The 21,739-nt window shown below is 42.6% G+C and carries 14 protein-coding genes; 4 read left to right on the top strand and 10 right to left on the bottom strand.

The window, feature by feature from the left end; translation table 11 throughout:
• Positions 1-30 precede the first annotated feature (30 nt).
• Entirely contained in the window at positions 31-1,089 is a 1,059-nt protein-coding gene (locus HG263_RS06340; RefSeq protein ID WP_171625233.1) for an ABC transporter substrate-binding protein, read from the top strand.
• Positions 1,090-1,288: 199 nt separating this feature from the next.
• Positions 1,289-2,905 carry a S8 family serine peptidase gene (locus HG263_RS06335; protein WP_171625232.1) on the top strand — a complete coding sequence of 539 codons (1,617 nt, stop codon included), beginning with the start codon at positions 1,289-1,291 and terminating at the stop codon, positions 2,903-2,905.
• A gap of 40 nt (positions 2,906-2,945) precedes the next feature.
• Here HG263_RS06335 and HG263_RS06330 read toward each other — a convergent pair whose 3' ends face one another.
• The 4 genes from HG263_RS06330 to HG263_RS06315 form a co-directional block, all read right to left on the bottom strand.
• Positions 2,946-3,764: a DMT family transporter gene (locus HG263_RS06330; protein WP_171625231.1), complete on the bottom strand. Its 819-nt coding sequence runs from the start codon at positions 3,762-3,764 to the stop codon at positions 2,946-2,948.
• Positions 3,765-3,766: 2 nt separating this feature from the next.
• Positions 3,767-4,711, bottom strand: coding sequence for a protein kinase family protein (locus tag HG263_RS06325; protein WP_171625230.1), 945 nt, complete (start codon positions 4,709-4,711; stop codon positions 3,767-3,769).
• 137 nt (positions 4,712-4,848) lie between these two features.
• Complete coding sequence (locus HG263_RS06320; protein ID WP_171625229.1) at positions 4,849-7,098, bottom strand: acyl-CoA dehydrogenase; 2,250 nt, start codon at positions 7,096-7,098, stop codon at positions 4,849-4,851.
• Positions 7,099-7,550: 452 nt separating this feature from the next.
• A complete protein-coding gene (locus tag HG263_RS06315; RefSeq protein ID WP_171625228.1) occupies positions 7,551-8,384 on the bottom strand; it encodes an ion transporter in 834 nt (277 codons plus the stop codon).
• Between the two features lie 820 nt (positions 8,385-9,204).
• Here HG263_RS06315 and HG263_RS06310 point away from each other — a divergent pair.
• Positions 9,205-9,819, top strand: coding sequence for a hypothetical protein (locus HG263_RS06310; protein WP_171625227.1), 615 nt, complete (start codon positions 9,205-9,207; stop codon positions 9,817-9,819).
• A 191-nt stretch (positions 9,820-10,010) separates the two neighbouring features.
• Here HG263_RS06310 and HG263_RS06305 read toward each other — a convergent pair whose 3' ends face one another.
• The 4 genes from HG263_RS06305 to ybaK all read right to left on the bottom strand — a co-directional run bounded on the left by HG263_RS06305 (position 10,011) and on the right by ybaK (position 18,026).
• A complete protein-coding gene (locus HG263_RS06305; protein WP_216628374.1) occupies positions 10,011-10,835 on the bottom strand; it encodes a DUF6694 family lipoprotein in 825 nt (274 codons plus the stop codon).
• A 255-nt stretch (positions 10,836-11,090) separates the two neighbouring features.
• Positions 11,091-14,636: an amino acid adenylation domain-containing protein gene (locus HG263_RS06300; RefSeq protein ID WP_171625226.1), complete on the bottom strand. Its 3,546-nt coding sequence runs from the start codon at positions 14,634-14,636 to the stop codon at positions 11,091-11,093.
• A 799-nt stretch (positions 14,637-15,435) separates the two neighbouring features.
• Entirely contained in the window at positions 15,436-17,034 is a 1,599-nt protein-coding gene (locus tag HG263_RS06295; protein WP_171625225.1) for a DUF4365 domain-containing protein, read from the bottom strand.
• Positions 17,035-17,567: 533 nt separating this feature from the next.
• Positions 17,568-18,026 carry a Cys-tRNA(Pro) deacylase gene (gene ybaK, locus HG263_RS06290; protein ID WP_171625224.1) on the bottom strand — a complete coding sequence of 153 codons (459 nt, stop codon included), beginning with the start codon at positions 18,024-18,026 and terminating at the stop codon, positions 17,568-17,570.
• Positions 18,027-18,128: 102 nt separating this feature from the next.
• On the opposite strand from ybaK, the gene HG263_RS06285 reads away from it, so the two are divergent.
• Positions 18,129-18,350: a hypothetical protein gene (locus tag HG263_RS06285; RefSeq protein ID WP_171625223.1), complete on the top strand. Its 222-nt coding sequence runs from the start codon at positions 18,129-18,131 to the stop codon at positions 18,348-18,350.
• Between the two features lie 59 nt (positions 18,351-18,409).
• Here the strand turns inward: HG263_RS06285 and dnaJ are convergent, their stop codons facing one another.
• Together dnaJ and dnaK are read right to left on the bottom strand one after the other, a co-directional pair.
• Entirely contained in the window at positions 18,410-19,543 is a 1,134-nt protein-coding gene (dnaJ, locus tag HG263_RS06280) for a molecular chaperone DnaJ (protein WP_171625222.1), read from the bottom strand.
• Positions 19,544-19,674: 131 nt separating this feature from the next.
• A complete protein-coding gene (dnaK, locus tag HG263_RS06275) occupies positions 19,675-21,597 on the bottom strand; it encodes a molecular chaperone DnaK (protein WP_171625221.1) in 1,923 nt (640 codons plus the stop codon).
• Positions 21,598-21,739 lie beyond the last annotated feature (142 nt).

Here is a 21,739-nt window from a genome sequence, read left to right as displayed (position 1 = left end):
ACTACTTAAATAACAATAAGGAGGTAAGCATTGTTAAAAAAACTCATATCTTTGTTGTGTATTTCCTTTTTCGCCATGACTTGTCATGCACAACAGGTAAAAATTACGTTTGTTAACCCTGGTTTCTCGCAAGACAACCCAACTGGTAGCTTTTGGCAAAATGTATCGGCTTTTATGCAAGCTGCTGCAGAAGACTTAGATGTAGATCTAAATATTATATATGCTGAGCGTAATCATATTCATATGAAACAGCTGATAAATACTGCCCTAACAAGAAAAGACCATTACATTATTCTTGTGGATGAAAAGTCAGCAGCAACACAAACATTACTCACCTCTACAAAAGTCCACGACAAAATCATATTTTTGCTCAACAAACCCACAAAACAAGAAATGATTCGGTTAAGATCCCGTGGTTTTGGTATTTTGGGTTCTATAGTTCCTGATAATTATCAAGCTGGTCGCCTACTGATACAAGAGCTTGAAAACCTAATTGTAAAGTCAAACAAAAACCCTACGATTAGCACACTTGCTTTGCTTGGAGAATCAGCAACAGACGCGGCTAAACTGCGCGAACAAGGTTTATTAAGTTATAGCAATCGTTCTTACTATCTAAAATTACTAGAAAGAGTAAATGCGAACTGGTCTGAGCAAGAAGCTTATAATATTACCAAGGGTTTGTTACAACGTTTTAGTAATACAAAAATAATTTGGGCGGCAAACGACGCAATGGCAACTGGTGCCGTCAGAGCGGCAACTGAACTTTCTATGCGCCAGTATATTCTGATAGGGGGAATAAATTGGGACAAAGATCAACATAAGAGGCTAGATGTCTCTGTAGGGGGGCACGTCACTTTAGGGGCTTTAGCTATTGTTAAGATTTCTGACTTTGACGCAAACAACAAAAACTATATAGGCGATTTGAAACTACCTATCTTTAAGGCTTATAAACCAAAGTATGAGAGTTTATATAAAGCTATACACACTAAAGGACTAGAAAAAATAGACTTCAGATACTTTTCGTACACACATACTACCCCTGCGCCACAACCCTTCACTCTGGATAATATGACAGCGCTAGTAAAATAATTTTTTATCCAATAAAAAACTGCTTTAAGTATATTTTTTTCTTAAAAAAATGCACTTTTAACAATTCTATGCCATATAAATTTATTCATAAATTAAATATCCACACTCAACTTATAGTTCAAAAAACATACTGTTGACATACTTTAATTTACCTGTTTTATTTACAGCGGTTAACAACATGTAAAAAAGGTAACTTAAAATGAAAAAAACAGTTTCTAACAGCGTAAAACTTTCAGTACTATCAGCATGTATAGGCGCAGCACTTAGTGCGGGCACTGTATCTGCAGACGAAGGTCAACGCGTAATCGTAACACTAAAAGACAACGCAATCAGCACACTACCGTTATCCGTATCTAAGTCTGATGCTGTGAACTATAAGCAACAAGCGCTTACTTCGTTCGCACGCCAATTAAATTTAGACCCAATGACAGCGCTGCCAAGTGTGAACGCGGTGGTGATGGAAGTAAGCCCAGAGAAGCTTGAAGAGCTTAAAGAAAACCCACAAGTGGCAAATGTTGAGGAAGATCCTAAGCGATTCCTTATGGCTGAGTCGACACCATATGGAATCAACATGGTTCAAGCAAATCAGCTTGCCGACAACATGAGTGGTAACCGTAAAGTATGTATCATGGATACAGGTTATACGCTAAATCACCCAGATCTTCCTAGTACAGGTATTACTGGTAATGATGGCTATGGTTCAAACGACACGGGTAACTGGTACAACGACGGCAATGGTCACGGTACACACGTAGCGGGCACAATTGCTGCTATTGGTGGCAATGGTCAAGGTGTTGTAGGTGTCAACCCATCAGGTCAACTTGGTTTACACATCGTAAAAGTATTTAACGACCAAGGTAACTGGGCATATGGTTCGGACCTGATCAAAGCAATTGAGCAATGTGAAGCAGCTGGTGCAAATGTAACAAGCATGAGTTTGGGCGGCAGTGGTAGCTCAAGTGCAGAACGTAATGCGTTCCAACAAAGCTATAATCGTGGTGTATTACATATCGCAGCGGCAGGTAATAGCGGCAACAGCAGCCTAAGCTACCCTGCATCTTACGATGCGGTTGTTTCAGTCGCTGCAGTTGATAGCTCAGAAAACAAAGCATCGTTCTCACAGTATAACAGTCAGGTAGAAATTGCAGCACCAGGTGTGGGTGTGAATTCAACTTGGAACAACAATGGCTACAAGTCAATCAGTGGTACTTCAATGGCAACACCTCACGTATCTGGTGTTGCGGCGTTAGTATGGAGCCACTTCCCTAACTGTACTAATGATGAAATTCGTAAAGTGCTAAACAATACAGCTAAAGATAAAGGTGCCGCAGGTCGCGATACATCTTACGGCTACGGTATTGTGCAAGCGAAAGCTGCGTATGATTATATCGCACAAAATGGCTGTGGTGACCCTGTTGGTGGCCCAGTTGCAAACTTTAGCTTCAGCGTAAATGGTACTACTGTTGAGTTCAAAAACTCGTCAACTGATGCCCGTAGCTATTCATGGCAATTCGGCGACAATACTAGCAGCACACAAGAATCACCAAGCCACACTTATGCAGCAGCAGGCACGTACCAAGTAACGCTTACAGCATTGGATGGCGACAAGTCTGATTCGGTGACCAAGTCAGTGAAAGTAGGTAATGTTACACCGCCAGGATGCGATGGTGTATCAGCTTGGTCAGTATCAAAAACGTACCAGATTGGCGACCAAGTTTCATATAAAAACTACAAGTATGAAGCAATTTGGTGGTCTCGTTCTGCACAACCAGACATTTTCAGTAATGTTTGGAAACGCTTAGGCGCTTGTAACTAAGCCTTAAACTATAAAAAACGCTCGTATTCACGGGCGTTTTTTATATCAGTAATACGAGGGTGCTTAGCAGCATAAGTATGATAGCCGCACTTTGTTTGCCAGTTAGCTGCTCTTTAAAAAAACAAGCGCCCACCAGCATTGCACTTGTAATCCCAATTGAGCGCTTTAATCCTTCCACAATACCTGGCTGCATTAACTCGATTGCCACAAGCTGAAAAATCACTGCGCTGGAAAATATCAAAGCTGAAACACTCCACCAGCAAATGTGTTTTTGAATGTCTTCAACCTTAACTCTTACCCGCAATACCACAGCAGTAGCACACAGTACTATGCTGGTGATATAGGTGGCATGAAAAGTCCTATCTGAATACTGTAAAGCATACTTATCAAATACGATACTACAGCCCCAACACAATGATGTGAGCAATGCTAGCCAGACACCACCTTCAGGGGTTTTAAAACGTGCCCCCATAAGCCAAAATGAGCCACCAACTATACCCATAACTCCTAAAATTTGAACTGTCGTCAACGGCTCTGCTAGCCATAACCAAGCTAATAAAGCAGAACATACAGGAGTAAAAGATAACATTGATAAGACGATGGCTATTTTGCCAATAGCAAGTGCACGAATAAATGCGACACTGGCTACTGCAGCTAACAACCCACTGACACTTGCGCTTAGGTAGTACCCGTCTGACGGTAATCGTGCGCCCTCGTACACCCACAACCCAAAAAATACCGGCAGGACACTGAGACTAAACACCACTGACATAAGCGGGGCGCTATAATATTTCGCTAATTTCTTTCGGCAAAAATCAAACCCAGCCCAACAAAGAGCACTCAACAATGCAAATAACATAGCTAACCTCTAACAAGTTTCAATGCGTTTTGAGACTGCTCGCGCATATAGTGATTGATCTTAAAGTGATCCGGCTTCCACCCTAATAAAAAACGATAAAAGTCCGCCCACACTACTGACCATAATCCACGCCAACTGGCAATAATATCTGAAGCACTTTGAACACTGAGTGTAACGGATAAATTATCCAAAAGAATTGAGAAGTAGTATTCAAGCAACATATCGGCGTTGGTTTGCAGGCCGTCATCATCAAATACACTTGTGAAATACAACATCACATCCTGTATACCTATTCCAGAACCAAAATATTGAAAGTCATACCCCAACACTACCAAATCAGAGTTAAACGCAAAGTTTGCAGCTTTGGCATCACCATGAATTTGAGTCTGGTATGGGCAGCTATGAATGAGCGAGGCAAAGCAATTCGCGTGTGTCTTTAGTTCACTGTGAGCCATTCTTTGGAACTCATCAGGACGAGTAGCTAAATGCCAATACCCACCTTCTCGCCAGCCAATATTGCTTTGCAAGATAAAATAGCTATGAAATCTCGCCAACCAATTTAACACCTGTTGATGATGAGCTAAGGACAACTCATTTATCGTAGTAAACCCTTCATAGGTAAAATCAGATAACACTAAACACGTTGTATAGTCTCGCTGAACCGCGTGTACCAGCTTAGGCACATTGCAAAAACTATTAAGTTGGGCTGATTGAAGTTGATAAAAAGCCAGCTCAACTTGATATGACTTTAATTTACGTGTTAATGCAAAGTTTGATTGCGCTATGTTTCTATGGGTGAGCTGTGAAGGTACCTGCGCAAACTTAACAGCCACATCAGTACCGTCTAAACACATCCTATTGACTGAGCCACAGCCACTCCAAAGCTGGCTGCTACTTTCTTTATCTACAATATCTGTGAACTTTTCACTGAGAATTTCGTAAAGCATATTTGTTATATCGTTACTCGTTTAGCTTAAACGCTAACATTTTCTGCCAATAAAAAAAGCCCCTGACATATAGTTCAGGGGCTTTGTATATAATTAAGTGCCAATACTGCTAGCACTTAGGCATTGTTGAATATCGATTAGCTTGCTTGCTGAACCTTATCTATTGGTTGGGCATTGTCATCAAGCAAATTTAAATCAAAGTCAAACTCATCAACTCGAATCGCTTTTTCACGCTTCTTGTTGTAGTCGATTAACTGTGCGTATTCTTGCGAGCTTATTAAATTAGCAGCAAGTGCATTATCAAGCGTTTGTGCAAAGCGAACACCCGCTTTGATCTTTTTACTACGAATCGCTTTTTTAACTTTGGCTAACAGGTCTAGACAGGCCATTTTAGCTTTATAAGCTTGTTCATTAATGTCATGACCATCGCCAGCTGTTGGCTTGATAAGATGCGTAAGCTGCGCTTTAAATGCGGTATCCATTTGCGCGGCTTTTGCAAGCTCACGTACTAAGTCATCACTGATAGCTGGCATTTTGTACGTATAATGCATAGTTATAACACGCATAAACTTACGAGTTACAGATGCTGGGAAGTTATCTAAAAACTTATGCAGTGCGTTTTCTGCATTTTGCAAAGCCCAACGTGTTGCATAATGGAAATATGGAGCAGCCGCTTGTCTGTCTGCTACTGCAACTTTTTGCTCGTAATACTTAATAGATGCCATAGCTGCGTACAAGTAACTCATCACATCACCTAAACGCGCTGACAGCATTTCAGCTTGTTTTAGCTTTCCACCTAACACGAGTAGAGAGAAATCTGCATATACCGCCAGCTTTGCCGATAACTGATGTGCCGCTTTTTCATAACCTTGAACTTCAGGTAATGAAGATTTGCTACCTGCAGTAAAAGGCAACACACCTAAGCGAAATGCTCGCAAGCTATTAGCAACGCTGTATCCTACTGTTTTACGTAAAATCTTGTTAAATGCTTTATCTGCGCCTTTGTCTTCACTGTGGATAGACTCAACCATAGACTGAAGGTATGGGTGACAACGCATTACGCCTTGGCCAAAAATCATCAAGTTACGAGTTAGAATGTTTGCGCCTTCTACTGTAATCGCAATAGGCTGAGCAACGTAACCACTGGCTAGGGTATTCTGTGGACCATTTTGAATTGCTTTACCCGCTTGAATATCCATCGCCGAATCAAGTACATCACGACCAATTTCGGTCATATGATATTTTGCAATTGCAGTGACTACTGATGGTTTTAAGCCCATGCCTAAACCTTCCGTAGTTAACACTCGCATCGCTTCTTGTAGGTAAGTTTTACCTGCTATGTCAGCAAGCTTTTCTTGAATACCTTCAAATTGACCGATAGACAAACCAAACTGTTCACGAACAGCTGCATACTCTGATGCTGACTTAAGCGCCACTTGAGAAGTAGAAACACCTAACGCTGGAAGTGAAATACCGCGACCAGCACCTAAACAACTTACAAGCATCTGCCAACCACGGCCAATGTTCTTCTGACCACCAATGATAAAGTCCATTGGGATAAATACTTTTTCGCCACGGGTTGTCCCGTTATAAAAACGAATGCCCATTGGATCATGACGATTGCCTAGTTCAACACCAGGGTGTGATTTTGGAATAAGCGCACAAGTTATACCTAGGTGCTCTTTACCACCTAGCAAACCATCTGGGTCTTCTACTTTAAACGCTAACCCAAGTACAGTCGCAATTGGAGCAAGCGTAATATAGCGTTTATCCCAAGTCACTTCTAAACCAAGAACTTCTTCGCCATTGTATTGACCTTTTTTAACGATACCGATATCAGGAATACCACCAGCATCTGAACCTGCTTCTGGACTTGTTAGTGCAAAACATGGAATTTCACGACCATTAGCAAGGCGCGGTAAATAATGTGCTTGTTGTTCTTCTGTGCCGTAGTGAAGAAGTAACTCACCCGGACCTAACGAGTTAGGAACCATGACCGTTACTGCTACAGCAGAAGACTTAGTTGCTATAGTGCCAACGATAGTCGAGTTTGCATAAGGGCTAAACTCAAGACCACCAAATGACTTAGGAATAATTAGTGAGAAAAATCGCTCTTTTTTCAAGAACTCTAAAATATGATCAGGTAGATGTTTACTGTTTTGAATAACAGAATCGTCAACCATTGCCATTAATTCTTTTACTGGCCCCTCTAAGAATGCTTGCTCTTCAGCAGTTAATTTTGCTTCAGGTACTGCTCTTAGTGCATCAAAATCAGGCTTACCACGGTAGATAGACCCTTCAAGCCATACATCACCTGCATCAAGTGCTTCTTGTTCTGTTACTGAAATGCTAGGTAAAACTTTCTTTAGTTGTGTTCTTAAACTCATAATCAACTCATCCGACCAGATAGATATACCTACATTACGGCACAAAAATGACAATAGATCAATCACTCTATTGAAAATTTTAACGAGTTTTTTACTGGAGTTTCATTCCATTAAGAAATTTTACTGACAAATTATAAGCTTACACGTGTACGCTGAAAGTAAAAATTTATCGGATTAAACAGGTAAGTTTGTGAAATTTGTACCGATATTTGCTGGACCGTTTTTTTACAAAGGTTTATTGTATAAAAAATGCCAACCACTTGGTCTTGCAAACAAGGTTGGCATCTTCTTAGTTAGCTTATAACTTGTCTAACAACAGCGCTTTAGCAGCTCTTTTAGAGTTCGACTATTGGTAGATTTAATAAGTATTTGGGCCATCTAACTTACAACCAAAGTCTATTTTTAGTTAGATGGCTTTATTTAATTGTGGCGAGCGGCGGTGGCTTTTTGAGTTACAATGCGCTTTCTTTGTCTGTTATTTCTTTGGAACTTTGCTGCTGCACAATCAACGCTTTTAGCTGTTGGATTTCACTATGCAAGTCTTCAATGGTTGGTATGTTTTTAGCGTCTTCTTTGGCCTTTCTCAGCTTTGAGCGCTCCTCTTCCATCACATTAACCACGATACCAATAACCATATTTAAAAATGCAAACGCAGTGAAGAAAATAAAGGTTAAATAGAACACCCAAGACATAGGATATACTTCCATTGTCTCATATTGGATGTCGGTCCAATCTTCAAAAGTCATAATCCTAAATAGTGTGAGCATAGATATGGCAATATCTCCCCACAACTTAGGGTTAATGTCTTTAAACACAAAGCTACCAATCGCTGCATAAATATAGAAGATGATAAACATTAATAAAATGACGTAACCCAGCTGCGGCAACGCTTTTATTAATGAGTTGATTAACACCCTTAACTCTGGGACTACCGACACCATTCGAAGCACCCTAAACACGCGGACAAGCCTTGCAAGTAAAGCCATTTCGCTGTCGTTGATTGGGATTAAGCTAATCACAACCACTAAGGTATCAAAAACATTCCAGCCCTTTTTAAAGAAGCTTCTTTTATCCTCATCAGCAATGAAACGCACAGAGAGCTCAAATAGAAAAAACAAAGTAATGAATATATCGAGCACATGGGTAACAGAAATTGCACCACTGGAAAGTGGGAACGTCTTAGCACCTATTTCAAGCGCCGAGATGATGATCACTGCAACTACCGATAGCTCAAATGCTTTGTTGTTTTTTAACGCGTTTAGTTGGGATTTAATATTGTTGTACATACGTTACCAAAAGTTAGACCGTTACAATGGAATGGTTACTGATTAAATTGGCGTGGATTATATCCTACTGGGATCATAAGTAGGTGAAAATTTCGTTCCTATCTCTGAGAATTTTACTTTTGTTCTGGCATGAGAACCGGTAAGACGTTGTGCTCAAATACAGCAAATAAGTTAGCTGCAATGCAAACTCAAGTCTCCCTTTTAAGCTAAATACGAGAAACAAGCTTTTTGGTCTATTTTAATACTTTGTGAAGACTTAGAACACCTTCATGAACCTCTGATTGATAAATTGTACCGGTTAATTCAGAATCAAAAGTGAGCTTAAAGGTCATTAATAAAGTGAGGCGACTAAAAGTCACCTCGATTGGTTAGTATTGTTTTACAAAGACTGGGCGTCCATATATGTCTTAATTATTTATTTTAACTGGTGTTTCAATGAGTGACACCGCAGTAAAATACACACCTCACGGAAACAAACTGACCGCCTCAACCGAAAACCTCTAACCACTCAATTGTGCTTTTTTGCAGTGGTCTACTTAATTTTTAACCATACCTTGTTAGGAATTGACACACAGGCGCTGCGCATTTTCGACCTACGCCCTACAGTCACTAAATATGCACAAGCAACCTCTAAACTCTTTACGCATATAAGCATATAAGCATATAAGCATATAAGCATATAAGCATTTGAAAGTATAATGTTTTTGTCATAAAAAAAATACTCATTAACGAGTTATAATGACACCAACTTTCAGCAAGACAACCTGAAAGTTGTACGCCCCCTTGGGTAGAGGTAACAAAATTAAAAATGGAATGAACCATGTATAAGACTATAAGAAAACCAATAATTACCATAGCTTCAGTGTTGCTGCTAAATGGTTGTGCTGCAGTGGCCGACTCTATGTCAAAAATGGCAGGAATAGGTGTAGTTACCGAAGAGGTGTCTACTTTCGACAATGCGACAATTGTCAATATGTCACCGGCTTTTTTACATGCAGAAGGTTCTTGGGGTAATAACATTAAGCTGGGGGCTCGTTGGAGTAGCAAGTCCCCTGACTATGCAGCTTTAGTTTTGTCTTACAGCTCAGATGTATCAAGTAGTCGCAGTGCATATCTAAACCTTTCAGGCTTAGATATAAATATTGATGGTAAAATTACTTCTTACAAAACAGGTCGTTTAACGAACCATGAAGGCAGTGATTATAATAATGTCACCAGAACGATTTACACTAAAAGTGAAAACGCCGTGGTTGTGCCTTACTCTATTCTAGAGCAAATGGTGGAAGCAAAAGATTGCCGTTTACGAATCCACACAAGCAAAGGGTATGAAGATGCTCAGTTTTCTATTGAGAGAATACCCGGAGGACAAGGAACTGCGATTCTGCCTATGCGAGAGTTTGTTGCAAATATAAATTCAAAAACAGGAAAGCTCTAATTTCCACGGCTTGACTTGCATAAATTTGCTTAATCAAACGCCTAAACTGATAAGCTTAGGCGTTTTTGTGTGCTGATCAAGAATGATTGTGTCACATCGGCAAGTTAAAGCACACGTCTCAGTAGCCACTTCACTAATACTTATCTGTAACTCAACAGAGAGAGATTCGTTATTGGTGGCGTAAATATTTACTAAATACCATATCTAGACTTTAACTCAGTAAGTCGATTCGCATCTCTTTCCGTAAAGTCCGTTGTTGAATAGAGTGAATGACCGTCGGCACCATCAATTCTCTGGACCGTAACGGTAAAGACGGCATCAGCAGGAGCTTCTATTAGTCCCCAATCTGAAAACTTATCTGGTGCTAGACTCCAGCTTTGTTCCTCACCAGGTTCTAGCCCTCCTGAAATGCTGTAGTTGAATTTATCAACATGCCAAGGCACACTGCGACCAGGGCTGGCAATAGTGCCTTCAAAATACGCACGTGATACTGCAGCGCTAGTCCCATTTTTGACTGTTAGTTCAATTATTGGCTGTTTAAGGCCATATTTTTGTTCTTCGTGAGTAAATCTAGAGCGGACTACCAGAAACTTTTTTAGCTCGTCTTTTGCTTTTTCAGCAGCCGTACGCTTTTTTTCTAGCTCCGCAATTTCTGCCATTGCCTGCTTACGTTGCCTCTCATCTCTCTCTAACTTGATGTTTTCCGCCTCGGCAAAGACCTGCTTAGCGTTTTTCCCATGAAGTACGTCTTTCATCCTGTTTTCGTAGTTTCCTGTACTAGCGGCGTCTTTATGAAAAATATCATTCATGTCGATTTGACTAAATGCTACGATTTTAAGCGCGTTATCAAACTTGAGACGCTCATCCTCTGGTAATGAGTTTCTTACATCTTGAGCTGTTTTTTTCATCCGCTCATCCGTTGAGGTATCTATCGTTGGCTCATGAAAAACCTTATCGCAACCAGAAAGAACACCTAACAGTATCGCTACTATCGCCAAAGTATTAACCTTGTTCACTTCACACTCCTTTTTTGTGAATACATAACAACTTATTTTTTAAACGTTTTGGTTTAAATGCTTACAAAACGGGACATAAACACCCTAAGGATACACTATAGAAGCCCTTTGTAACAAAAATGGTTACAACATCCACTTTTTTCTCGGCAAATTCTGAGAACTAAGGACCACCCCAGCATGCGTATTGGAATGGGTGTTCATGCTTAAGTAATTGACCGCTGCCCTTGCATTCAACTGTATAAATAAATGGTCGTTTTATGACAAGGTATCGACAACTTCAGGCATCACAGTGAGCGGCTTTAGCCCTGAGGGTAATGTATGCAAACGGCTCATCAACCAAAAAAAGACCTCGCTTTGACCTCTCAGCTCGCATTCACCATCACAAATGCAACGCAGCAGCGCCTGCACATCTCCCATGGTTAAAGCAGTAACAGCCTCCGCGCTACGGCAGTGGATATGGCACATCGGCAAATCTATCTCGTCCTGTATGCCTGTTACCACGGCATTGTGAGACACGCACAAAGCATGACTACCGCTTGAAGTGCTCACCACCAACTGTAGCTCAGGTGCCTTTGCAGACTGTGCCTTTACCCACTTTTCAAGATACGCAGCAAAGCTTTTCCACCAGTCGGAAGACACACAGGTACTGGGTAAATCTTTTGCTTTGTCGGTGGATAAACTTGCAAACTCTGTTTCAACTTCCTGTACAGCTTCTTTTAATGCCAGTAACGTTGTATCTACATCTTCCTTAGTATGGGCAGCCGAACAAATAAAACGTAATCTGCCACGGCCACTTTCAACGATTGGGTAAGTCACGGCTGAGGCCTGAACACCTTTTTCATACAAACGCTGCACAATCGCATACAATTTATCCTTATCACCAAAATGGGGCGTGACTATCGGCCCATCACCACTGCCCAACTCAAAGCCCGCTGCACTGAATTGCGAGCGCATATATCGGGCTGTGTCCCACAGCCGCTCACGCAGTGACTCATCCTGACTAAGACGTTGCAGCGCGGCCAGCGCCGCGGCGATGTCTGCAGGACTCACAGAAGCTTGAAAAATATAGGCTCTGGCTGAAGCTTTAAGCAAATCAACATATTCAGCGTTTGAGGCGACAACCCCGCCTAGGCTGCCGAGTGATTTGCTAAGCGTGGTCATAATAAAATCAACCTCGTTGCTTACCTCTTGTGCAGCGCAGATCCCGGCCCCTCGCTCACCATAAAACCCGAAGGAGTGTGCTTCATCAACCATGACCAATGCATGATAGCGCTTAGCGGTACGAACAATGTCTGCCACAGGAGCCGCGCCTTCACCCATGCTGTAAACGCCCTCGATGATAACCAACACGGTTCGGTAGGGGGAACTTTCGCTCTCAAGCACAACAGCGAGATCATCGACATCGTTGTGCTTAAAGGTGCGTACTTTGGCACCACATAAGCGGGCACCATCAACTATGGAGGCATGGCACAACTGATCGATCACCACCACATCGTTTTCACCCAGTAACCCCGCAACCGCACCGATGTTGGCGGTATAGCCGGTGGGGAACAAGCAGGCGGCGGGCTTCCCCACCAAAGTGGCAAATTGTTGTTCAAATGCCAGATGCAGATCGGTTAAACCAGACGCGGCTGCAGATGTACCCATACCGGTTCCAAATTTAGAGATTGCTTCACGCGCTGCTGCAACCACAGCGGGATCCCGGTTAAGACCAAGATACAAATTGGTGGTCCAAATAATCGCTTCTCGCGCATCATTGTGATAAGCATCTGCCACCATGCCTCGCGTGCCACTGCCGTTACGCAACACTTTGCTGTAGGGATTGGTTCGACGCTTGCTTACCATCTGAGTGGCTGAGCGCACCAGCTTACTTTTATCAGCGGCTGACCAGCATGGGGCTTTGGCCAGCGCAAAGGTTGGGTGACTGGCGCGCAACTGTTTGTGCAGCTCTCTCAACGTATCGCGTAACGGCCCAACACAGATTTGTGATGACGTATTTCCACGCCCCTCCTGAAGATGCGCCGCGAGACGTTGTGGTGTATTAAACTGATAAATGGCCTGCACGGAGCAGTTCAATTCAAGCACCTTACTCAGGCGGTTACTCAGCTCCAGCGTAGTTAATGAATCTAGGCCAGCCTGCTCAAAGGTTTGCAAATTCACGTCCTCTGTTGTGTGGCCCAACAAGGCGCTCAATTCATAACAGATAAGTTCAACAAGTGCCTGCTCAGAGTCAGTTCCCTTGCTAGCTCCGTGTCGCTGTCGTTGTGGTTGTGCCGATGCACTGGGAAGACTGTTACGATCCAGCTTGCCGTTAGGTAGATAAGGCAATGACTCAAGAAAACAGACACTGTGAGGGACCATATGATCTGGCAGATAGCGGGCCACAAAGGATAAAATCACATCGGGGCTCAAGGTTTCTTCTTGCTGACAGACAATGCAGGCTTGTAATCTGGCCTGCGCGTAAGCGCCCTGCAACACGTTCACGGCTGCCGCAGCAATACCCGGTATTTTACTCAGCACAGCTTCAATTTCTTCCAGTTCAATACGAAAGCCACGGATTTTGACCTGTTGATCAACACGGGAGATAAAACACAATTCACCATTGTCACTCCACTGACAAAGGTCGCCGGTTTTATATAAACGCAACTCCGCAATGCCACTGCCAGGTATAGGCGTCACAAAGCGCTCATCTGTACGTGGTGTATCAAACAAATAACCCGCAGCCAGCTTGTCTCCCGCAAGATATAACTCCCCCGCTTCGCACCCTGATACCGGATGTAAGGCGTCATCAAGCAAGTAAGCGCGGGTGTTAGCAACGGGTCGACCTATGGTGATTTCTTCCATATCACACCCGACCTCCACTGCCGTCGAAAATACCGTGTCTTCGGTCGGGCCATAGACATTAATAACGCGCAGATCTGGCTGCTGCAAATACACTTGTTTTAGTAATGTGGGAGTGAGTACCTCGCCACCGAAAACTAGGCAGCGCAGCGTATTTGGTAAGATAAACCCACTGAGCAGTGCTCGCATGGCCGATGGCACAGCAATGCAAGTGCGAACACGTGCTAGATGCGGCAGACTAGGTAATGTCAAAATGTTTTTTGTCAGGATCACCGTACCACCGAGCAATAAAGTACCTATGATCTCCATCACCGATGGGTCAAAACACACCGACGTGGCAGCCAGAACCCCGCTCAGCTCTTCTTCTGAAAGCAGCGTGCCCATGGCAGTGCACATCGCAAGCACATTAGAGTGTGTTATTGCTACACCTTTTGGCTCGCCGCTCGACCCTGAGGTGTAAATCACATAGGCCAATGCTTGCGGATCACATTCAAAGTCTGCAAGGTGCTGCGCCTCATCGTTCAAGTTAGCCAGCAAAATATGTGTGCTCACTCTTTGACATAACTTGGCCGATGCGCTGCCATCAACAATAACCGCGGCAGCTTTGCTGTGCGCCAACATATAGTCAATTCGGGCATGCGGATAGGCAGGGTCTAGCGGCACATAAGCGCAACCCGCTCGGAGCACCCCCAGCAAGGTTGCCACCAGCTCCCAGCTGCGTTCCATACACACGCCTACTAATTCACCAGGCTGAATGCCGCTCTTTGCCAGTTTTGCAGCTATTGCCTCTGCACGGCGTAATAATGACTGATAGCTGATTTGCTGTGTGCCATCAATCAGCGCGATTTTGTTGGGGTGGCGCTGTGCTCGGGCGGTAAATGCCATTGCCACGGATCCCATATCCTGTAATTGCCCATACTGTTTTTGAGGCTCAGAGAGGGAGGGAGTTCGCTTGTTCATACCAGTTTCCTTTGCTGTTTTTGTTAATCCTGTAAATGCCATTTACGGCTCATAGTGTATCTCGCCAGACCTATACAAGTGGCGCCGATAACCATAGCGACAGGCAGCAGACCAGCTGCCACTATTCATATATTATCAACACACAGGTTACATTGCTGGTGACAAAGAAACCAAAGAAACTAGTCGGACTACACGTCTGATCAGATAAAGCACTCGGGAGATAGGTAAAAAAACGGTAGTTAGCGTGACTATCGTCACGTTATCTTTGGTGTCGCCAATTAGTGGCACCGCACTCAAATGCACGCCTCACTGAAATGAATTGACCACCTCAACCGAAAAGTACTGACCATAAGAATGGTAAAATTGACCATTTGGCGTTTCGAGTTATTAAGCTAAATAATGGAGAATCCACACACAATGCGCCACAGTTCCACGCAAAATGTGCCAACTGTCTGTTCAGAATGCGCCACGCGTCTGCGATAAATGCGCCACTAGATTTGGCTGTAGTTCGGTAGGTTATTTGAATGAAGGGTGAGAATCAATCCTTCGAATAAGTTGTTTATATATTCGATTGCAAGCGATGCAGTTACACATCCAATTTAAAAAAGCATATCAAACGGTCAAAGTTGGATAGCACTTCGTTTATACCGAAAGCAACAGCGGGCAATCCTCTCTTAAGTGCAATAGCAGACTCTGGTAGTAGCTCGTTTATGCCCCAAAACGAGTTAACTTTAATATACTAAAGGATTGTTTTGAGCGAGAAGCAGACAGTCGGATAAACTCGTGCTCGCAGTATGCTCTACTCTTTACGAACATAAAAACTCTCAACTAATGCAGCAAGCTCCTTTTCCATGGTTGTATTGATAACTATGTGATGCTGGCTTTGTTTATCTTGTATGAGTAAGTTTCTAATTCGTTTAAGCAAAGAGCGAACTGATTTCTTGCCAGCCATAACCGGAGGAAGTAATTGTTTTAGATAACCCTGACAAAAATATCCCTTATCATCAAACACCTTTACATCCCCTTGAATCCTCAATGTGAGGACATAATCATTTTCCAACACTCTGATTTGAAGTGGTACAAAAAGAAGAATTGATGCACCGGAATTCACTCCCTTCAAGTTACTAAGCCTAATCGTTCCCTGCTCGTTGCCAAAAAGAATCTTCAGTAAGGTTTCATATCGCTGTCTATTTGCGAATAAGTGACCAGCCGAAATGGGAGTGGACAGCCTAATCGCCAGTGCTTTCATGAGCTGCTCGAAACTATCCAGAATCGACATTAATTCAAGAATATCACTCCTATCGGCTCCATCTGATTTATTTATGATTCTGTCACATTGCAAATTATCCAACGAAGCAAAGCCGAATTTCTTTTCATCTTTGCTAAATAGTATAAATGCAATATTTAGCTGATGCCTAAGTTCGTCTATTGAGATGCGGCTAGATAATAACTTATCCCAATGGAATGTAATTCTTACAAAAGAGCTCTCATTTTTCGAGATAACGAGCTTGAAGTAGTCACTATCAAAGGCAAATAGACCATATTTTGAAGAATTTGGAGAAACCCTTAATTTTCCGCTCAATGCAAGTGGTAAAGAATCATCATTCACGCAAAGAAGAAGCTTTTCATTGTCTGGTGTTATATCCTCAGACAATCCGATTGATGATGCATGCCCATTGCTAAGCAACTCAACCTTAGCTGGTTTTTCTGGATAGGGAATAGGAATGTTAAACCGAAGATGATTATACTCCAATAGCTCAATTTCAACACTATCCTTAATCCCGAGCTCGACAGCTAGCAAGTCTTGTTCAGAAACTTTACCTTTTATTTCTATTGATCCAGCTGTATACCCGACGGTTTTAACATATTCAATTTTTTCTTCGACATAACGCCTTGGTGAATTTCCAATGATCTCAATTAACGTTTTTTTCAAGCTACCTGATATACCGACTTTTACTGCACCGTATTTATGAGGGTTTATAGTCATAGTCGTGTCATTAAGTCGCTTGTGGTTTGCTTGAGCTTCTCGGATTTTTTTAAGTCCTTCCTTAATAATTTCTGAATCAATATGTACTAGGTAAATTTCATCACTAGTCGGTTGTGCATAGATAACAAAGCAAGGGGCATTTGATGTCACCATATGTTGGATGTTCGATAGCTTTATGTTTCTGCCTGTGTATTCTTCAAACGCTTTGTCAAACTCTTTCACCTGTACATACACATTATAATTACTCTCATTTTCATCCAAGAAGACCGAGTTTGTATTTGATTTAAACTGTAGATGTAAATCCCATCCAAATTGATCTTGTTGAGGTGGTGAGGCAAGAATATCGTCTTTATTTGCAAGATATTGAACTAAAGACTCCCCGGGAGCCCCTTTGAACTGTTTTTCCCCCACACTATACTCCCTATGTTAATTAGGTTACCGAATTATTTAGCCATATTCAGAAACTATTAATCATTACAAAAGCTTGGTCAATAGCCAAGTTTCTTTATCAAACTTTGGGATAGAAGCGAGTTATAGCTGAATTTGGCACTAAGACGAGTTCGGCTATGAGCGAAGAACAACGCGGTAAATCGGGTTGTTTCTAAGCAAATTCATACCTTTTGTCGGATGGCGGCGCTGCACGCCTTATGCCGACCTACGTCAAAAGGTAGGTTGATTAGGCCGAAAGCGCCACCCAACAGAGTGTCAGGCTCATGCCGTGAAGGTCCGCTTTTGGCAGAAAGCCGCCAGTCGGATCTAAAACGTTTATGTCCAAAAACGAGTTTGTCCATCAGTTGATCTCACAACTCAAACCAGCCATTAAATAAACCCTAAGCCTTTCCTACACCCGACCGTTCATATGAACTGATTGAACCATCTCATCCAGAGATTACTTCAATTGCGTTTTGCTTTTCCTTACCAGCGTTTAGTTTATTAAGTTGCCGCTAAAACTGTGCAACCGTTGCGCTGCACAGTGCTATGCAGTCGTTAGGAGCAACAGCTACCTCCAACCCTCGTTTACCAGCGCTAACATAGATTTTGTCAAACTGCTGTGCATCACTATGTAGCATGGTATTTAACCGCTTTTTTTGTGCAAAAGGGCTAATCCCCCCAATTAAATAGCCTGTGGTGTTTTGTGCTTTTTTAGCGTCAGCAAGCATGGCTTTTTTACCTTTACAGGCTTTTGCAAAGGCTTTGAGGTCTACCTGACGGGTTGCAGGAAGAATTGCCACATGCAATACCCCATCCACCTCGACAAGTAGAGTTTTAAATACTTGCTCGGCGTTTAAATTAAGTTTTTCGGCGGCTTCATTAGCAAAGCTTTGTGAGCTTGGGTCGTGTGCAAACTTTAGCACTTCAAAATTGACTTTTTGTTTTTCTAATAGTTTTATTGCCGGTGTCATAGCATCTTCCTTTTTGAACACTTTCAAAATACCGTAAGTTAGACAAACGTCAACATTCTACTAAAATCTAAGTTATCACTCAGAAATGAAATGATGTGCCATATGTACAAAAAAGCGCTGCTTTTCATGCTCTCGGTGATTGTGGTGATCGCATTTTTGAGTTTTTTGCAAAATGAATATGAGGTATGGACTAACAACCTTGCCTGTGATGCAAAATGCGAGCTACTCGGCTGTAAAACAGGGCAGTTATTATTGGGCCAAAACAACCAAACAATTGCCTGTAAATGTGAAAGTAAACATGATTATTTAGTGCTGTTAAATTAAATGACGGCAAACAAAAACGGCACATAAAGCGCCGTTTTTTATTTATCTTAAAAGCAAACTTATTTAGTAAGATCGTCAAAGAACTTTTTCACGCCATCAAAGAAGCCTTGCGCTTTAGGGCGGTTTTTACTGTTATCTCCCCCCATGCTTTCTTCAAACTCTTTTAATAGTTCTTTTTGACGTTCGTTCAAGTTGACTGGTGTTTCAAGAACCACCTTACAAATCAAATCACCCACCGCGCCACTGCGTACTGATTTAACACCTTTACCACGCATGCGGAACATTTTGCCTGTTTGGCTCTCAGCTGGTATTTTGAGGTTTGCACGCCCATCTAGAGTCGGTACTTCTATTTCACCGCCCAAGGCAGCTGTACTGAAACTGATAGGTACTTCACAATATAAGTTATTACCATCACGCGTAAAGATTGGGTGTTCGCGCACTGCCACTTGCACGTATAAATCGCCGGCCGGCGCACCATGCATGCCTGCTTCGCCTTCACCCGATAAACGAATACGGTCACCCGTATCTACGCCAGCTGGGATCTTCACGTTAAGTGTTTTAGTTTTTTCTACGCGACCTTGGCCGTGACACTTGTTACAAGGGTCTGAAATAATTGAACCGGTTCCCTGACACGTTGGACAAGTTTGCTGAACCGCAAAAAAGCCTTGTCGCATTTGAACCTGGCCAGCACCGTGACAAGTTGTACACGTTTTTGGCTTTGAGCCCGCTTTTGCACCACTGCCATCACATGGGCTACAACTTACCCATGTTGGTACTTTAATTTCAACGTCTTTACCTCGTACCGCATCTTCAAGCGTCAGGTCCATGTTGTAACGCAGATCCGCACCGCGTTGTTGGCGAGATTGACGACGGCCACCGCCACCAAAAATATCACCGAATACGTCACCAAAAATATCGCCAAAGTCACCTTGACCGCCGCCGAAACCACCGTGGCCACCGCCATTTTGATCAAAGGCTGCATGGCCGTATTGGTCATACATCTGACGCTTTTGGCTATCAGTTAGTACTTCGTAAGCTTCTTTTACTTCTTTGAACTTAGTTTCAAGCTCAGCATCGCCCGCCGTACGGTCTGGGTGATACTTCATCGCCAAGCGTTTATACGCTTTTTTTATGTCACGTTCGCTGGCATCTTTGCTAACGCCTAGTACTTCGTAATAATCACGTTTTGACATAGTTATCACATTACTCTAGTTAGATGATGGGCTTGCGCTCACCAATAGGCTAAACAAAATGTCAGCCAAAATTTACATACACTAAGGGCGCGTCAAGCGATAACCGCCAGCGCGCCCTTGCAAGTCAACAATTACTTGTCGTCTTTAACTTCTTCAAATTCAGCATCAACAACATCGTCGTCTTGCTTTGAAGAGCCTTGCTGAGCGCCAGCATCAGGGCCTGCTTGACCAGCCTGAGCTTTAGCTTGTGCAATTTCCATTAGCTTTTGTGATTTCTCTGCTAGAGCTTGTACTTTAGCATCGATCTCTTCTTTGCTGTCGCCTTTAATAGCGGTTTCAAGCTCGCTTAGTGCTGCTTCAATCGCTTCTTTATCTTCAGCTGGTAATGCATCGCCTGCTTCTTCAACTTGCTTGCGAGTACCGTGAACCATCGCATCAGCTTGGTTACGTGAAGATACTAGCTCTTCGAACTTCTTATCTTCCTCAGCATTTGCTTCAGCATCACGTACCATTTTTTCTACTTCTTCATCACTTAGACCTGAAGAAGCTTGGATAGTGATCTTCTGCTCTTTACCTGTATCTTTGTCTTTGGCTGATACATGTAAAATACCATCCGCATCAACGTCGAAGGTAACTTCGATTTGTGGTACACCACGCTGCGCTGGGCGAATACCTTCTAGGTTGAATTGACCTAGAGATTTGTTATCACTTGAACGCTTACGCTCACCTTGTAGTACATGAATCGTTACCGCAGACTGGTTATCTTCAGCCGTTGAGAATGTTTGCGACTTCTTAGTTGGGATAGTCGTGTTCTTCTCAATCAATGCTGTCATTACCTGACCCATTGTCTCAATACCTAACGATAGAGGACATACGTCAAGTAGTAGTACGTCTTTTACGTCACCAGCTAGTACACCACCTTGAACCGCAGCACCTACTGCTACTGCTTCATCAGGGTTAACGTCTTTGCGTGGCTCTTTACCAAAGAACTCAGCTACTGTCTTCTGTACAAGTGGCATACGAGTTTGACCACCAACTAGAATGATGTCGTTAACATCACCTACTGATAGGTCAGCATCAGCTAGAGCGCGTTTAAGTGGCTCGATTGACTGAGTTACTAAATCTTCTACTAGTGACTCTAGTTTTGCACGAGTTAACTTAACATTCATGTGCTTAGGACCAGTCGCATCAGCTGTTACGTAAGGTAAGTTAACCTCAGTTTGCTGTGCAGAAGAAAGCTCAATTTTTGCTTTTTCTGCTGCTTCTTTAACACGCTGCATCGCTAGCGGGTCAGTTTTAAGGTCAATACCTTGGTCTTTTTTGAACTCAGCAACTAAGTAGTTGATAACGCGGTTGTCAAAGTCTTCACCACCTAGGTGAGTGTCACCGTTAGTTGCTAATACTTCAAACGTGTGCTCGCCTTCGACTTCATCAATTTCGATGATTGAGATATCGAATGTACCACCACCTAAGTCGTATACTGCAACAACGTTGTCGCCTTGTTTTTTGTCCATGCCGTAAGCTAGTGCCGCGGCTGTAGGCTCGTTGATAATACGTTTAACTTCAAGACCCGCAATACGGCCAGCATCTTTAGTCGCTTGACGCTGTGAGTCATTAAAGTATGCAGGTACTGTGATAACCGCTTCAGTTACTTCTTCACCTAAGAAGTCCTCAGCTGTCTTCTTCATTTTCTTCAGTACTTCTGCTGAAATTTGTGGTGCTGCGCGCTTTTCGCCACGTACTTCTACCCATGCATCGCCATTGTCAGCTTTAACAATTTGGAAAGGCATGATGCCAATATCACGTTGTACTTCTTCGTCTTCAAAACGACGACCAATCAAACGCTTAATAGCAAATAAAGTGTTTTGTGGGTTGGTTACCGCTTGGCGCTTAGCTGGCTGACCTACAAGTGTTTCACCTTCTGCCGTATATGCAATAATTGAAGGAGTTGTACGATCGCCCTCAGCGTTTTCGATAACGCGTGCTTTATCACCATCTAGTACTGCTACACAAGAGTTAGTAGTACCTAAATCGATTCCAATAATTTTACCCATGAATCTTCTCCGACTTCAAAATTCGTTGTTCTGTTAGATGCTTTGTAAATAGGGGCAAGAAAATTGAATTCAAGCGCAAAACTAAAAAAAAATGCAGTTTTTTGAAATTTTTTTCTGTTTGTGCCTTTTTTGGTCAAAAAAA

It is taken from the genome of Pseudoalteromonas caenipelagi (assembly GCF_013140855.1).
Taxonomy (GTDB): domain Bacteria; phylum Pseudomonadota; class Gammaproteobacteria; order Enterobacterales; family Alteromonadaceae; genus Pseudoalteromonas; species Pseudoalteromonas caenipelagi.
The sequence above is the reverse complement of the archived record's forward strand: the minus strand, read 5'-3'. Positions and strand labels throughout refer to the sequence as shown.